The sequence below is a fragment of the Marinobacter sp. LV10R520-4 genome, assembly GCF_002563815.1.
In the GTDB taxonomy this organism is placed as follows: Bacteria; Pseudomonadota; Gammaproteobacteria; order Pseudomonadales; family Oleiphilaceae; genus Marinobacter.
This window is the reverse complement of the sequence record NZ_PDJM01000001.1, coordinates 1,106,420-1,121,467: the sequence shown is the minus strand read 5'-3', so window position 1 is coordinate 1,121,467 and position 15,048 is coordinate 1,106,420. Positions and strand designations below refer to the sequence as shown.

The following is a 15,048-nucleotide window of genomic DNA, read 5'->3' as shown; positions in this document are numbered from 1 at the left end:
GCCTAAATCCAAGATTAAAAGAATCAAACATGGCCTTTGCAAAACGCAAACCGCGGATCGTTACCCTTATCAACCACCTCACATTCGATGGCAATCCCAGCAAGCTGACGCGAATCCTCCAGGAAATAATGCCTCGCTATGAACAGCAGGCGGAAATACGCATTGTAGAAACATCGGTTGATAAATTATTGGAGACGGCTAGAGCCATAGAGTATGAGCAGGAAGCGGATATTCTGCTTTGTTCCGGCGCATCCGCGGAATTTTTGCGCAAGAAAATCTCAACAACCACCTTATCTTTCAGAATGGGTGAATACGATTTGATTCGAGCCCTTAACTTGGCTAAAGAGCGCGGCACTAAGGCAGGTATTCTCACCCACCAGCACACATTGAAAGATCTGGATGAGCTGTCCAGCTTGTTTACCGTCGAGGTGTCACAGGCTGTCTATACGTCCTTAGAAGATGCCCGCCAGAAAGTTCAAACTTTCGTTGAGCAAGGCTATCGAGTGATTATCGGCTCGCCAACGGTCGTTGACCTGGCAGAAGCCGCAGGGGCAGAGGGCGTGTTTGCGATTAACGCGGACGCTGTGCGACGCACGCTGGATGAGGCTCTTGCCATTTGCCACAGCAGGTCACAAGAAACACGGAAGCATCAGCGTATTCACTCCGTATTGAAGCACCTGAATGAGGGAGTAATCGCTCTGGACGCACTGGGGAAAGTGTTCTCGGTGAATACAAGCATGAACAACTTGCTAAAACCTATTCGGCCGATCTCCATCGGCGAAACCGCTGCAGAGCATTTTCCTGATGTCGATATAAGTAAGGTACTGAGCACTGGAACCGCCATTGAAAATCGCTTGAGCATCCGGGGAAGCCAACGGCTGGCGATCAGCGTCATTCCAATCCTGGAAGAAGGGTTGGTCGACGGAGCGATTCTGACATGTCAAGAAATTAATGAAATTCAACGCGCAGAAAGGAGATTACGCTCTCAAAGCCGACCCAGCCACTTCATAGCAAAGTATCACTTTGACCTGATATTAGGACAGGATAGCCAATTCAAAAGAGCCGTTCAGCTGGCAAGACTTTACGCTCATTCAGACTCCACCGTTCTGATTACAGGTGAAAGCGGAACGGGCAAAGAGCTATTTGCACAGAGTATTCACAACGCCAGTTACAGGCAGAAGATGCCCTTTGTTGCCATTAATTGTGCAGCCTTCCCTGAAACGCTGCTAGAAAGTGAGCTCTTTGGTTACGAAGATGGGGCGTTTACCGGAACCCGAAAGGGAGGCAAACCGGGCTTGTTTGAAGCCGCGCACAACGGCACGATCTTTCTCGATGAAATAGGTGATATGCCGACTCACCTCCAAACTCGGTTACTTCGAGTGTTGCAGGAGCGAGAGGTGCTTAGATTGGGGGCTTCCGAACCGACGCCCCTCAATATTCGGGTTATTGCTGCTACACACCAGGATCTTCAACAACAGATCGCAAATAAGCGTTTTCGGGAAGACCTGTATTATCGACTGAATATTCTCAGAGTCTCCGTTCCACCCCTACGCGAGCGAACGTCTGACATCAATTCTCTTATGATGGGAATATCGAAAAACCTCGCCCAAGGCAACGTTGACCAAGAGAAGGCAACGAATCAGGTTTTAAAGGCTCTCACACCTCGGCTGGTTCAACATCCTTGGAAAGGGAATATCCGCGAACTAGAAAACCTCGTCGAACGAGCTCATCTAGTGAGCCAGTTTCCGAATCAGCACCACTCAACAGAAGCTCTTTTCCCTGAGTTATTCTCAGACTCATTTAATCAATCTGTCAGTTCAAAAAAACCAAAAGAAAGCCTACAAGCCTACGGTAAGGCGGCCGAGATTGTGCACATCCAAGAGGTTCTCGACTCGCATAACGGTGATTTGGCCAAAACGGCAAAAGCACTGGGTATTAGCCGCTCGACACTCTGGCGCAGACTTCGCTGATGACGTCCAAAAGCATAGCCGCGTTGTGAACCGCACGTCCAGCCGATGCGACAAGAGTTTCAAATGTGAAACAAATGAGAGTCAAGCCCGCACCAACTTGGATCTCCAAAACCTCCCCCGAAGCCCCTGTTAGAGTAAACAGAGGCAAGCTGGCATGCATCCTGCTGTGTCATCTTCATCGCATCACTTTTATCCATCGTTCCGTGGTGACGTACGGTCGCCCTTACAAAATTTATAATCGGAGGCCTATCTTGCGAGGCTTAATGATGGATGCTCCGCTGAGCATCACAACAATAATGTCCCATGCGCAAACGACCGCAGCGGATACCAAGCTTATTTCCCGTCGGGCAGACGGCAGTATCTGTAGGCTTATCTACCATCAGGCCTTCGCCCGAATCGCACAGCTTGCGAATGCGCTGGATTACCTAAATCTGAGCGCCGATGCGAGGGTGGGCACCTTAGCCTGGAACGACAACCGGCATTTTGAACTGCATTATGCTATTCCATGCGGCGGCCGTATCTGTCACACGGTCAATCCAAAATTATTTCCTGAGCAAATCAAGTTCATCATTAACGACGCAAGGGACGAGGCGCTCTTCATCGATCCTCAATTTATTCCCATGGTTGAGGAGATGATGGATCAGCTTCCATCTGTTAAGCACTGGATAGCGCTTTGCTCGGCTGACAGTCTACCTATAAGTAAATTACCAAATCTGAGGTCTTATGAAAGCGTTCTTGCTCGCGAAAAAAGCATCTATGACTGGCCGCTTCTAGACGAAAATAGAGCCAGCAATCTCTGCTATACCTCGGGCACCACGGGTGATCCCAAGGGTGTTCTCGGCAGTCATCGCAGTATTGTTTTGCAATGCATGTCTCAAAATATGGCCAGTAATCTGGGCCTCACATCCGAAGACGTCGTAATGCCAATGGTGCCAATGTTCCATGTTAATGCGTGGTGCATGCCATATAGCGCGCCGATGGCCGGCGCTGCACTGGTTCTTCCGGGTCCGAATGTGTCCGATGCCTCCGCAATGGTTGACCTTATCAATCAAGAGAAGGTTACGTTTTCACTTGCTGTGCCAACCTTGTGGAGTGGCATCAACCAATATCTGAAAAGCTCAGGCGTTAGCATACCCAGCCTTGTTAGAGGGGTTATTGGTGGTGCAGCAGGCTCACTCAAGCTGTATGAAGAAATGGATAGCCACGGCGTCACGCTGGAGAATGGCTGGGGAATGACTGAGCTCAGCCCTATCGGCAGCTACAATCGACAACTATCTTGGCATCATCAGCTTCAAGACGACGCTCGTATAGAACAGCGCCTCAAGTCTGGGCGGCCTTTGTTTGGCGTTCAAATGCGCATTGTTGATGAAGACGGCAACAGCTTACCTCATGACGGCCATACAACTGGCGTGCTTGAAATTCGTGGCCCATGGACATGCAGCGCCTATTATGGAAAAACCCAGGAACACGACTGGTTCAACACCGGTGACGTTGCAACCATCGATCCTAACGGCTACATGCGCATAACAGACCGAGTGAAAGATGTGATCAAGTCGGGCGGGGAATGGATTAGTTCTATCGAAATAGAAAACGTAGTTATGTCTCATCCTGGAGTGCGCGAAGCGGTTGTGATTGGAATAGCCCACCAGCACTGGAGCGAACGTCCCCTATTGATCGTAGTCCCAAATAATAACAATCAAGTATTAACACCCGGCGAGCTGCTTAGTTATCTGGAAGGAAAAGTTCCAAAGTGGTGGATTCCAAACGCGTGCGAATTTGTTGGAACACTGCCTCATACAGCCACAGGAAAGGTAAGTAAAAAAATGTTGAGAGAGGATTTCAACCATTACCAGTGGAGCTAGTTTCCAGCGACAGCCGACATGAATGGGCCACACAAAAATAATAGAGCAAAATATGAACCCCATAAAAATCATCGAAGCAATAAATCTAGCGGTCGGAAAACTATTTAGTTTTTTTGTCTTCATTGGCATGGCGATCGTTGTTTACGAAGTGATAGCCAGATACGTTTTTAACGCTCCTTCTGTGTGGGCGCCAGGCTATACACAACGTGTATTCGCTGGTTACTTTATTTTAATTGGAGCCTATACCCTTATAAAAGGGGGGCATGTGCGGGTTGACATTTTATTAAACACTCGGTCACTTCGATGGAATGCCTTTGCTGATATCATTAATTATATTGCACTTGTGATATGGACAATGGCTTTAACCTACGAAGCTTGGTTTTATTTTCAAGATGCTTGGATGTTCAATGAGCTGGACGCTAGCGCCTTACGTCACCCCATGTGGCCGGTTAATTTGACACTATTAGTTGGATCAGCGTTGATTCTGATTCAGGGATTAAGCGGAATTTTCACGTCCAGCCTTCAATTCATCAAACCAAAAAAACAAAGCGAAGGGTAATCTCATGTCACCAGAATTATTAACCGCTGGTATGTTTGGCCTGTTGCTAGTTCTTATTCTTGCAGGTGTGTCACTCGCGTTCGCTCTCGGTTCAGTTGCAGTCATTTTTACAGTAATCATGAATGGAACAAGCGGACTTTTCCCTATTTTATCCGCTACATTTGGAAGTATGTGGTCAATTTCTTTAGCCGCTATCCCGCTATTTGTGATGATGGGGGTCTCACTGGGAAAGTCCAAGATCGCATCCGATCTTTACAGAGCCTTTTATCTCTGGTCTGGCAAACTTAATGGGGGACTATTGATAGGCACAACCGGGTTTGCTTCTCTTCTTTCTGCTATGACCGGTAGCTGTGCGGCTTCTACATTGACCACAGGCATGGTGGGTATGCCAGCAATGGAGCGCCACAATTATGACAAAAGGCTTGTGCTAGGCACTATTGGAGCGGCAGGAACATTGGGAATACTCATTCCACCTTCAATTACATTGATTGTGATTGGTATGAGTACGGGGCTTTCGATCGGAAAATTGTTTATGGGTGGACTGATTGCCGGGATCGGTATGTTGCTCGTTATTTTGGCTTATGTCATTGTAATCGCCAATCTCCAGCCAGAGAAAGCTCCCGCATCGGCAGAAAGTATCCCATTTAGAGACAAAATCCGCTCTTTGCGCTCCATTGTTCTTCCAATTACAATTGTAGCGATTGTACTGCTTTCCATTTTTCTTGGTATGGCCACACCGACAGAGGCCGCAGCGGTCGGTGCTGCTGCCGTATTAATTGCCATCGCCATTCGCGGGGAGTTCAGCTGGAGTTTTATTAAAGACGTCAGTTATTCAACAGCTACCATGAGTGGTATGGTTATCTGGATTATTTTTGGCGCGAGCGCATTTGTATCAGTTTATTCGGCAGCGAACGGGATAAATTTTGTACAGTCTTTTCTATTATCACTTGAGCTATCTCCTTGGCTTTTAATTGTGATAATGCAAATAGCTGGATTTATTTTAGGGATGTTCCTTGATCCCATAGGCATTATACTTTTGGTTATGCCTATATTCATGCCGGTTGTTATTGAATTGGGATTTGATCCAATTTGGTTTGCCGTTATATTTCAACTAAATTTATGTGTAGGCTATATTTCTCCGCCATTTGGATATAATATATTTTATCTGAAGACTTTAAGCCCAAAAACTCCCATTCTAGAGCTTTATAAGAGCGTGCTTCCTTTTGTTGTAATAATGATTTTATTCGGCGTTTTTTTATTGGCATTTCCGAGCATTATTACGGAAGGCGTTAAAATACTCACGTAGTCCTAAAACCAATGTAAGCATTAAGAGAGGTTGTCATGAACAATACAAAAACCATCAACCGTCGCTCGTTCTTGGCTACTGGCGCAACGGCTGCTGCCGCTGTTGCCGTAACTGGTCTTTCAGCACCGGCTGTCATCGCTTCCCCAAAACAGAAGATCAAGTGGAGAATGCAAACCCACTGGCCTACCGGAAACTGGTATTACGATCCTATTTTTGAGGGGTTTGCCCGCCGTATTAAAGAAGCTACTAATGGTGAATTTGAAATTGAAACACATCAACCAAACTCCATCGTTTCCACCGGAGATGTACTGCGTGGCGTTCGCCGTGGAACGCTGGAAGGCGCGATGATTTATCCCGCTTATTGGGTTGGAGATATCCCGGCGGCAGGGCATCTAAACGGTAATTTTGGTACTTGGGATTCTATGGAGGAGATGCAATTCTTCTTGCATGATATGGGGGCTCTTAAAATTATCCGTGAGGCTTACGCAAGCAGGGGCATCTACCAAGTAGGGCCAATTTCAAATGGTGGCACCGCAATTTACAGTAACAAACGTCTGGAAACTCCAAAAGATTTCGAAGGTTTTAAAGTTCGTTCTAATGGTAGTTCTGCGCAAGTTTTTGAAAAAATGGGCGCAGCTCCTGTATCTATTACTGGGGGTGAGCTATATCAGGCCCTTCAAACAGGTGTTGTAGACGGCGCTCACTGGGGCGGCGTTTCCGCTGGGTGGGGAATGAACTTACAAGAAGTAAACAAGTATATTATCCAACCCAACCTAGCGGCGCATCAGAATAGTGAGGTGTTTTTCTCTTTAGAAGCTTGGAATAAGTTGGGAGACGATTTCAAACGCGTGATCGAAGACGCAGTTTTGGCCACACACCTTGAAGCAGCTGGCATGTTCATGATTCGCGATCTCCAGCGAATGAAAGACTTTCAATCTGAATATAATGGCGAAATTGTTTACATGAACAACGATTCAGTTGAAATGCTTCGCTTAAAATCGCTAGAGGTAGTCGACGAACTTTCCAAACGTGATCCCGAATATTCAGGGAAGATTGGCCCAATTCTACGCGAATTCATGCAACTGACAGGCAAAATCTAATCTGACTTATTTGGCGGGCGGCTCTTTGAATATTACAAAACTTGGGTCGTTCGACTAAAATTTTTGTTAAGAGATAACCTTGGCCGACTGAAGTGGATTAAAAATCGACGTGATTACTCTCAGCAATGGCTGGATATCTCCCGCCGATGCGATTCGCGAGCGTCGGCTGAATGGTTGAGATAAGGCTCTGCGTGAAGTGCTCCGAACTCTAACGGACGCTCGTTTGGGAATAACAGCCCGGGCTACCTGAATCGGTGAAACATGAATAAGTACAAAAAGTTCGACAGAGCACGCGCCAATTTTTCCGCACTGACGCCACTTACGTTGCTACAGCGCTCGGCAACCGTGTATCCGGATAAACTGGCCGTAATCGATGTCGATCTGGTGCTTTCCTATGGTGAACTATACCGACGCTGCTGCCAGATGAGTGATGCGCTGAGGCGCAGAGGTGTTAATTCCGGTGATACGGTCGCGATATTAAGCCCGAATTGCCACGAGATGCTGGAGTCCCACTACTCTGTGCCCATGGCGGGTGCAGTCATCAACACCATTAATATTCGCCTGGATGCCGCAACCCTTGCCTTTATTTTGGACCACGGTGAGGCCCGCGTGCTGTTTTACGACACAGATTGGGAGAATGTGGTGCGCGCCGCCGTCTCACAGTTGGACGCACCGCCGCTTCTGATTTCTATCGAGAGTAAAGCGGGGGTAAGTGATGGGCTTGCGCAACAGGACTATGAAAGTTTTCTGTCAGAGGGAAATCCGGAGGCCAGTTGGCAGCGCCCTGATGATGAGTGGGACGCGATTTCTCTGAACTATACGTCGGGCACGACGGGTAATCCCAAAGGCGTGGTTTACCACCATCGTGGTGCTTTTCTGGCGGCAATGACGAACTCAATGGTGTTTCAAATGACACCCGAGACGGTCTACCTGTGGACCCTTCCAATGTTCCATTGCAATGGTTGGGCCTATACCTGGGCCATAACGGCAGTGGGTGGAACCCACGTTTGTCTCCGAGATGTGGACCCGATGAAAATTTATCGTCATATCGAGACTTACGGAGTGACTCATATGTGTGGGGCTCCGGTGGTCATGAATATGTTGCTGCAAGAGCTCGGGCGGCAGAAACTGAAGTTGTCCCGTTCGACCCAATTCGCTTTGGGTGGTGCAGCACCCCCGAGCAGTGTGATTCGAAAAGCAGAAGAGATCGGTTTTCAGATTACTCACCTCTACGGTTTGACCGAGACATTTGGTCCATCCGCATTGTGCGTGCCTCAGCCCGAGTGGCAGGCCCTTCCGCTAGAACAAAGAGCATTGAAAATGTCCCGTCAGGGAGTTTCCACACATGGGCTGGATGAGATTGCTGTTCTCGATATGGTGAGTGGTGAATACGTGCCTGCCGATGGCAAAACCATGGGTGAGATCTGTATTCGGGGAAACACCGTGATGAAGGGCTATTTGAAAAATCCGGAAGCCACAGCCGATGCTTTTAGTCATGGATGGTTTCACACGGGCGACCTGGCGGTCATGCACTCTGACCACTACGTCGAGATTCGGGACCGGGCCAAGGATGTCATTATATCTGGCGGAGAGAACATCTCCAGCCTTGAAGTGGAGGAGGTGCTGTACCGGCACCCGCAGATTTCCGAGGCTGCTGTCGTGGCAATAGCCGATGAAAAGTGGGGGGAGGTACCCTGTGCTTTTGTCAGTCTGATTGACGATAGTGAAGAGATAACGTCCGCTGATATTATAGCGTTTTGTAGAGAGCACATGCCGCATTTCAAGGCGCCCAGGAAGGTCGTGTTTCGCGAGTTGCCGAAAACCGCTACAGGGAAGGTCCGCAAAAACATTCTTCGGGACTCGCTGTTCCCATAACAAGTCTGGCCGTGGCCAGAAGGAGGTTGCGATAGCAACTAGAACGCTTTTTAGCCATTAAAAATAAAGACAATAACGAAGGGGCATTACAATGATAAAAACATGTGCAAAAAAAATCCTGGTTGCGATGACCGCAGCTGCTGCGATGGGTGCCGCAAGTACCAGTTACGCGGAGGAGCCAATTCGCATCGGGGGAATCTACATTCTCTCTGGCAGCGCTGCGACCTATGGTGAGTTTGCCCAGAAGGGCATTAACCTCGCGGTCGATGAAATCAACGCCTCTGGCGGAATTCTGGGCCGGCAAGTCGAGATGGTCTACGAAGATAGCCAGGGTAAAGCGTCGGTGGCCATACAGGCAGCCCGGAAATTAGTGTATTCGGAAGGTGTTGACGCCTTGGTTGGACTGGATAGTTCCGGTGTCGCCCAGGGCATGGTGCCGACAATGCCCGAGCTGCAGAAACCGCTCATTATTACTCATGCAGCCACTCCCGACGTTACCGGAAAGCTGTGTAATGCGTTGACCTATCGTATCAGCGTAAACGTTGCCCAGAACATGAAGGCCGCTGCCCTGGTTGCTGAAAAACTTGATGCCACTAACTGGACGACTATCGGCCCGGACTATGCTTTTGGTCACCAATCCTGGGAGTTTTTCGGAAACTACCTGAAAGAGCTCAAACCTGACGTCAACCTGATGTCGGAGACCAATTTCCCGCGTTTTGGGGCTGAAGATTTTACTCCGTTCATTGATCGGGTCATGGACTCGGATGCCGACGGTGTTCTTATCTCTGTTTGGGGTGGCGACCTGGTCAACTTTGTTCGCCAGGCCAACAATCGCGGATTCTTTGAAAAAGACTTTGAGCTGCTCTTTACCGTGGGTGCAGCAACCGAAGTGTTATCGGCTCTTGGCGACGAGATGCCAGAAGGCGTGCACCTTTCTACTCGGTACTGGTTCGATGCTTATGATAACGACATCAATGCCCGTTTCGTTAAGGCTTATGTCGATGCCTACGGTGGCCCCCCCAGCTATAACGCGGAAGGCGCCTATGCGGCAATTTATGCCTATAAAAAAGCAATGGAGACAGCGGGCACTACCGATGGCCCTGCGGTTGCAAAAGCACTTAGTGGTATGAGCATAGAAGCACCAAACGGTACGGTTACTTTCCGAAAAGGAGATAATCAGGCAATGGTCAGTCCGAACTGGGGCATTTCAGGCCCGATGCATCCTGAGTACGGTATCCGCACACTGACTGATCTGCAGATCTTTAACGGCGAGGATGTGGCTCGCTCTATCGAAGAGACCGGTTGCAAGCTCTGAATTAACGGTGGTCAAAATGCTTGCCGTGGCGCCCTTGCAGGGCGCCACGAAACCGGCTCTAACGAAATGAGGTAATCCATGTCTGGCATCGGATCGGCGTTGCTGAATAGTCTTGATATCGGGCTTCTGCTGTTCATTATCGCAGTGGGACTGAATATCGTGTTTGGTGTTTTAAACATCATCAACTTTGCTCACGGAGCGCTCTACATGCTGGGGGCGTATCTGGCATTTACCCTGATCAACATAGTAGGAATGCCGTTTTGGGCAGCGCTGCTATTGGCTCCGCTTGGTGTGGCTATATTGGCGGTTCTCATCGACCGGTTTTTATTACGGTATATTTATTCCAGGGATATAGCAGACAGTCTGTTACTCACTTTTGCGCTTCTGTTAATTATTAACGAGAGTGTGCGAATAATCTGGGGCAGCGGAATTCAGGTCGTTCAGCCACCTCAGCTGCTGGCTGGGTCGATGGATATTATGGGTAGTTTCATACCGACCTACAGCCTGTTTGTGATTGTTATGGGTCTGGCCCTGCTGGCTGGCCTCTGGTTCCTGTTTAATCGGACCCGAATCGGTCGAATCATGCGTGCTGCGGCCCTGGATCGCGATATGGCAGAGGTCTTGTGTATCAATACCCGGCTGGTGGTGACAGGTGTGTTTGCCTTTGGCGCCTGGCTTGCGGCTGTCGGCGGTGTGATTGCCGCACCGATGCGTGCACTGGATCCCGGCATGGGCGACAAGATTATTATCGAATCCTTCATTGTGGTGGTCATCGGTGGTCTTGGGAGCTTTCCAGGCGCCTTGATCGGGGCCATTATTCTCGGGCTAATCCATGGCTTTGGTGGTCGTTATTTTCCTGAGGTAAACATGCTTTTGCCATTTTTGGGAATGGCGCTGGTTCTGTTGTTCAAACCTAATGGCATTATGGGCAAAGGGGCAGCGGCATGAAGATCAAGATTTTATGGGCCTTGCTGACTTTGGTGATCGCAGGGCTGATTGCCGTACCTTGGATTGCCTCTTACTTTTATATTTTCATTTTTACCGAAATACTTATTTTAGGCTTGTTCGCAGCCAGTTTTAATTTGATTTTTGGCTATACAGGAATGCTGAGTTTCGGGCACGCGGCCTTCTTCGGTATCGGCTCCTACGCTATGGCACTGGTGTTAATACATCTCGAATGGCCGTTCGTCGTCAGCCTGCTGGTATCCATGGGTGCGTCCGCGCTATTGGCCTTGATCATTGGTTTTTTCTGCGTTCGGCTTAATGAAGTGTATTTCTCCATGTTGACTTTGGCCTTCGGCATGATGGTTTTTGCTATTGCATACCAATGGCGCTCAGTCACCAATGGCAGTGACGGGCTGGCTGGCTTTTCTTTGGGCTCGTTCGGGCTTGGGCTTGATCTGACTCTGGCGAATCCAGCGATCTACTATCACGTCGTGCTAGTCATTGTTGCTATTGCCTCCGCGGTGCTATATCTGGTTTGCCGTAGTTCATTCGGCATGATTCTGAGAGCTATTCGCCAGAATCCCGAGCGGGTGTCATTTGCTGGCCTGAATGTGCGCACTTATCGGTTGGTGGCCTTTGTGATTGCAGGCTCTTTTGCTGGCTTGGCAGGTGGTCTAATGGCTCCGTTTCTTCGGGTTGCGAGCCCTGAACTGCTGCATTGGTCGATGTCTGCAGAGCCGATACTGATGGCTATCCTGGGTGGCACAGGCTACTTTTTGGGACCGTTTGTTGGCTCAGCCGTGTTTGTACTGCTAGAAACCTGGATAACCAGCTTCACAGAGTCTTGGATGCTTGTTTTAGGAATTATCCTCGCTCTAATGGTTATATTCTTCCGCAAGGGCTTACTAGGCACCGTCCTTGATTGGTGGATGGAGATAAAGAAATGACTCATCCAATTCTCACCATATCAAACCTTACCAAACGTTTTGGCGGAAACGCTGCGGTTTCGGGCATCAATCTGGAAGTCATGCGGAAGGAGACCATGGCTATCATCGGCCCCAACGGCGCTGGCAAGACGACGTTTTACAACATGGTTTCTGGCCGGATGCAGCCCTCTGAGGGCAATATCACGCTTGACGGTAAAAACATTACTGGCCTGCCACCCCATAAAATTAGCAAATTGGGAATTTCACGTTCTTTTCAGATCAACAACATTTTTCCTGAGATGACGGTTCAAGAAAACGTTGAAGTGGTGTTGTCGGCTTACCATGGCCACAGTCGCAAGCTGTTTAATATTGCGTCTCGTAACACCGGTATTCAGCAGGAAGCGATAGAGCTCCTCAAGCGCCTGGGTGTCGATAGCCTCAAGGATCAACGTGCCGAGGTCATCAGTTATGGCGACAAACGTCTGTTAGAAATAGCGATGGTTCTGGCGACGCGCCCAAAATTGGTTCTGCTGGACGAGCCAACGGCAGGAATGACGCCGGAGGAAACCCGGCGAACCGCAAAACTGATCAAAAGTCTGGCAAACAGTGGCGACTATACGTTCCTCATCACCGAGCACGATATGGATGTGGTCTTCGATGTAGCGGATCGCATTCTCGTCATGCACCGTGGTGAAAAATTGTTTGCAGGCACTCCAGCGGAAGTGAAAAGCCATCCTGAGGTTCGGCGTGCCTACTTGGGTGAGGAAGAAGACGAAGTGACCGAGGAGACCGGCGCATGATTCTTGATGTTCGCAATATTCAGACGTTCTATGGCGAAAGCCAAGCGCTTCAAGGCGTTACTCTTCGACTGGAAGAGGGTGAGACTGTTTGTCTACTCGGCCGGAACGGAGCCGGAAAGAGTACAACACTGAAAAGTATTATTGGCTTAACACCTCCGCGATCTGGTGAGGTGATCTTTAACGGCAAGCGAATTCAGGGTTTGCCGCCGCACCGAATTGCCCGTTCAGGCATTGGTTATGTGCCGGAGGATCGCCGGATTTTCCCCAGTCTGAGCGTCCGGGACAACCTCGAAGTGGCCGCTTATCAGCGCAAGGGGAGTGCCGCCCACTGGACAGTGGATAATATCCTCAAAAAATACGAAATGTTGGGAGAGCGAGAAGATCAAGACGGAGCTACTTTGTCTGGCGGACAGCAGCAAATGCTGGCGGTAGCTCGCTCGCTGATGACTCAGCCAAGGCTGCTGTTGCTGGATGAACCCAATGAGGGGCTGGCCCCGGTTATTGTGCAGCAGATCGGGGAGTTGATTGACGATCTTAGTCAGACCACGACCATACTATTCACTGACCAGAATGTTCGATTTGCACTGAAACATGCCCGGAAAGCCTACATTCTGGAAAAGGGACAGGTTGTCCATCAGGCCACTAGTGACGAACTGCGAGCTGACCAGGCCACTCAGGACAGGTTTTTGTCGGTCGCGTAATCTGGCCTGAAATCTTTGCTGCAGGAGCAGATATGATTAAAAACTATTTACTTTGGAAACGTTGAATCTCCCCCCGTGAGGACTGTGATGACTATTAGTTTAGCGAACCCGAAACTCCTATGTAAAAATGCTTACGTCAATGGAATGTGGATTCAGGCCCAATCCGGTGAGGTTTTCTCGGTTATCAATCCTGCCAATGGAGAGAGCTTGGCCACTGTGCCGGACATGGGCGCGGAAGACACGGCATTAGCAATCCGAGCTGCGGAGGCTGCATGGCCTGACTGGCGTGCACGAACAGCCAAGGAGCGTGCGAGTATCCTTGGCCGGTGGTTTGATCTGGTGATGCATCATCAGGAAGACCTGGCCCGGCTGATGACCGCCGAACAAGGTAAACCACTTACGGAAGCACGGGGCGAGGTGGCCTATGGGGCAAGTTTTATCGAGTGGTTTGCCGAAGAAGCCAAGCGAGCCTACGGCGATGTAATTCCCAGTCACGGCCGGGATAAGCGAATTATAGTCATCAAGCAGCCTATAGGGGTGGTAGCGGCCATCACGCCGTGGAACTTTCCAGTGGCGATGATTACTCGCAAAGTAGCGCCCGCGCTCGCGGCCGGTTGCCCTGTTGTCGTCAAGCCTGCGGAAGATACACCCTTGTGCGCCCTTGCGTTGGCGGTGCTGGCAGCTGAGGCGGGAGTTCCATCAGGAATTTTCAATATCATAACCTGCTCTAAAGCCCGAGCGCCGGAGGTGGGTGAAGAGTTAACAACGAGCCCAATCGTTCGCAAAGTATCGTTCACCGGCTCAACGCCGGTTGGCAAATTGCTGATGCGCCAGGCTAGCGGCACTGTCAAAAAAGTGAGCCTGGAGCTGGGCGGCAATGCCCCGTTTATCGTCTTCGACGATGCGGATCTTGATGCGGCAGTAAACGGGCTTATGGCATCCAAATATCGAAATACGGGGCAGACCTGTGTCTGCGCCAACCGTATCTATGTTCAGTCCGGAGTCTATGATGCATTTGTTGAGAAACTAAAGATTGCTGTCAGCAAGATGGTTGTAGGTGCCGGTCTCGACGGTGAGACGCACCAGGGGCCGTTGATCAATCAGGCGGCTCTGGACAAGGTCAAGCGGCATATTTCCGATGCGACGGCTAAGGGAGCGAAAGTCGTATTGGGAGGGAAGGCACACGCGCTTGGCGGAACATTCTTCGAGCCCACAATCCTTACTGATGTAACACAGGAAATGGTGGTAGCCAGTGAAGAGACGTTTGGCCCGGTGGCGCCGCTGTTTCGGTTTGATACTGAAGAGCAGGCGATCGCCATGGCCAATAACACGGAGTTTGGCTTGGCTGCCTACTTCTACAGCAATGACGTAAGACGCATATGGCATGTGGCTGAGGCTCTTGAAACTGGCATGATCGGCATTAACGATGGGATTATTTCTACAGAGGCGGCCCCCTTTGGCGGTATTAAGGAAAGCGGGCTTGGCCGGGAAGGTTCACGATATGGTTTGGATGAGTTCATGGAGCTCAAATACCTATGTCTCGGCGGCATGCGTTAGGTGCGGGGTTTAAGGGGAACTGAATGTCAGGCTCCCCCGTCGCACGCTCCGCGGGCTGGACACTCCCGAAGTTTTGGCTGGCCTCGGGTCTCCCAGAATTTGGTTACCTAACTTATCGTAGAACGATTGATC

At 49.7% G+C, this 15,048-nt stretch carries 12 protein-coding genes; all 12 read left to right on the top strand.

Translation table 11 applies throughout. The annotated features are described in order from the left end of the window. Positions 1 to 29: 29 nt before the first annotated feature. The gene (gene prpR, locus ATG98_RS05295) at positions 30 to 1,970 is read left to right on the top strand and encodes a propionate catabolism operon regulatory protein PrpR (protein ID WP_098422311.1); all 1,941 of its coding nucleotides are present in this window, start codon (positions 30 to 32) and stop codon (positions 1,968 to 1,970) included. A 263-nt stretch (positions 1,971 to 2,233) separates the two neighbouring features. Then, complete coding sequence (locus ATG98_RS05290; RefSeq protein ID WP_228706017.1) at positions 2,234 to 3,832, top strand: long-chain fatty acid--CoA ligase; 1,599 nt, start codon at positions 2,234 to 2,236, stop codon at positions 3,830 to 3,832. A gap of 22 nt (positions 3,833 to 3,854) precedes the next feature. Continuing rightward, the gene (locus ATG98_RS05285) at positions 3,855 to 4,391 is read left to right on the top strand and encodes a TRAP transporter small permease subunit (protein ID WP_098422309.1); all 537 of its coding nucleotides are present in this window, start codon (positions 3,855 to 3,857) and stop codon (positions 4,389 to 4,391) included. Positions 4,392 to 4,395: 4 nt separating this feature from the next. Further along, the gene (locus ATG98_RS05280) at positions 4,396 to 5,697 is read left to right on the top strand and encodes a TRAP transporter large permease (protein ID WP_098422308.1); all 1,302 of its coding nucleotides are present in this window, start codon (positions 4,396 to 4,398) and stop codon (positions 5,695 to 5,697) included. Positions 5,698 to 5,732: 35 nt separating this feature from the next. After that, the gene (dctP, locus tag ATG98_RS05275) at positions 5,733 to 6,797 is read left to right on the top strand and encodes a TRAP transporter substrate-binding protein DctP (RefSeq protein WP_098422307.1); all 1,065 of its coding nucleotides are present in this window, start codon (positions 5,733 to 5,735) and stop codon (positions 6,795 to 6,797) included. Positions 6,798 to 7,058: 261 nt separating this feature from the next. Next, on the top strand, positions 7,059 to 8,672 hold the full coding sequence (locus ATG98_RS05270) for an AMP-binding protein (protein WP_098422306.1): 1,614 nt from the start codon (positions 7,059 to 7,061) through the stop codon (positions 8,670 to 8,672). A 127-nt stretch (positions 8,673 to 8,799) separates the two neighbouring features. Then, positions 8,800 to 9,987, top strand: a complete 1,188-nt coding sequence (locus ATG98_RS05265) for an ABC transporter substrate-binding protein (RefSeq protein WP_228706016.1) — start codon at positions 8,800 to 8,802, stop codon at positions 9,985 to 9,987. A gap of 78 nt (positions 9,988 to 10,065) precedes the next feature. After that, complete coding sequence (locus ATG98_RS05260; RefSeq protein ID WP_098422304.1) at positions 10,066 to 10,935, top strand: branched-chain amino acid ABC transporter permease; 870 nt, start codon at positions 10,066 to 10,068, stop codon at positions 10,933 to 10,935. Beyond that, positions 10,932 to 11,879, top strand: coding sequence for a branched-chain amino acid ABC transporter permease (locus ATG98_RS05255; protein WP_098422303.1), 948 nt, complete (start codon positions 10,932 to 10,934; stop codon positions 11,877 to 11,879). Before ATG98_RS05260 ends, ATG98_RS05255 begins: the two co-directional genes overlap by 4 nt. Continuing rightward, positions 11,858 to 12,658: an ABC transporter ATP-binding protein gene (locus tag ATG98_RS05250; RefSeq protein ID WP_228706247.1), complete on the top strand. Its 801-nt coding sequence runs from the start codon at positions 11,858 to 11,860 to the stop codon at positions 12,656 to 12,658. Before ATG98_RS05255 ends, ATG98_RS05250 begins: the two co-directional genes overlap by 22 nt. After that, the gene (locus ATG98_RS05245; RefSeq protein WP_098422301.1) at positions 12,655 to 13,359 is read left to right on the top strand and encodes an ABC transporter ATP-binding protein; all 705 of its coding nucleotides are present in this window, start codon (positions 12,655 to 12,657) and stop codon (positions 13,357 to 13,359) included. The genes ATG98_RS05250 and ATG98_RS05245 overlap by 4 nt, the downstream gene beginning before the upstream one ends. 93 nt (positions 13,360 to 13,452) lie before the next feature. Then, the gene (locus ATG98_RS05240; protein WP_228706246.1) at positions 13,453 to 14,916 is read left to right on the top strand and encodes an NAD-dependent succinate-semialdehyde dehydrogenase; all 1,464 of its coding nucleotides are present in this window, start codon (positions 13,453 to 13,455) and stop codon (positions 14,914 to 14,916) included. Positions 14,917 to 15,048 lie beyond the last annotated feature (132 nt).

What these genes read in the sequence shown, in the direction of transcription:
- ATG98_RS05270 (WP_098422306.1), top strand. Translation starts at nt 7,059, where the DNA reads ATGAATAAGTACAAAAAGTTCGACAGAGCACGCGCCAATTTTTCCGCA.
- ATG98_RS05290 (WP_228706017.1), top strand. Translation starts at nt 2,234, where the DNA reads ATGATGGATGCTCCGCTGAGCATCACAACAATAATGTCCCATGCGCAA.
- ATG98_RS05285 (WP_098422309.1), top strand. Translation starts at nt 3,855, where the DNA reads ATGGGCCACACAAAAATAATAGAGCAAAATATGAACCCCATAAAAATC.
- ATG98_RS05260 (WP_098422304.1), top strand. Translation starts at nt 10,066, where the DNA reads ATGTCTGGCATCGGATCGGCGTTGCTGAATAGTCTTGATATCGGGCTT.
- prpR (WP_098422311.1), top strand. Translation starts at nt 30, where the DNA reads ATGGCCTTTGCAAAACGCAAACCGCGGATCGTTACCCTTATCAACCAC.
- ATG98_RS05280 (WP_098422308.1), top strand. Translation starts at nt 4,396, where the DNA reads ATGTCACCAGAATTATTAACCGCTGGTATGTTTGGCCTGTTGCTAGTT.
- ATG98_RS05265 (WP_228706016.1), top strand. Translation starts at nt 8,800, where the DNA reads ATGACCGCAGCTGCTGCGATGGGTGCCGCAAGTACCAGTTACGCGGAG.
- dctP (WP_098422307.1), top strand. Translation starts at nt 5,733, where the DNA reads ATGAACAATACAAAAACCATCAACCGTCGCTCGTTCTTGGCTACTGGC.
- ATG98_RS05255 (WP_098422303.1), top strand. Translation starts at nt 10,932, where the DNA reads ATGAAGATCAAGATTTTATGGGCCTTGCTGACTTTGGTGATCGCAGGG.
- ATG98_RS05245 (WP_098422301.1), top strand. Translation starts at nt 12,655, where the DNA reads ATGATTCTTGATGTTCGCAATATTCAGACGTTCTATGGCGAAAGCCAA.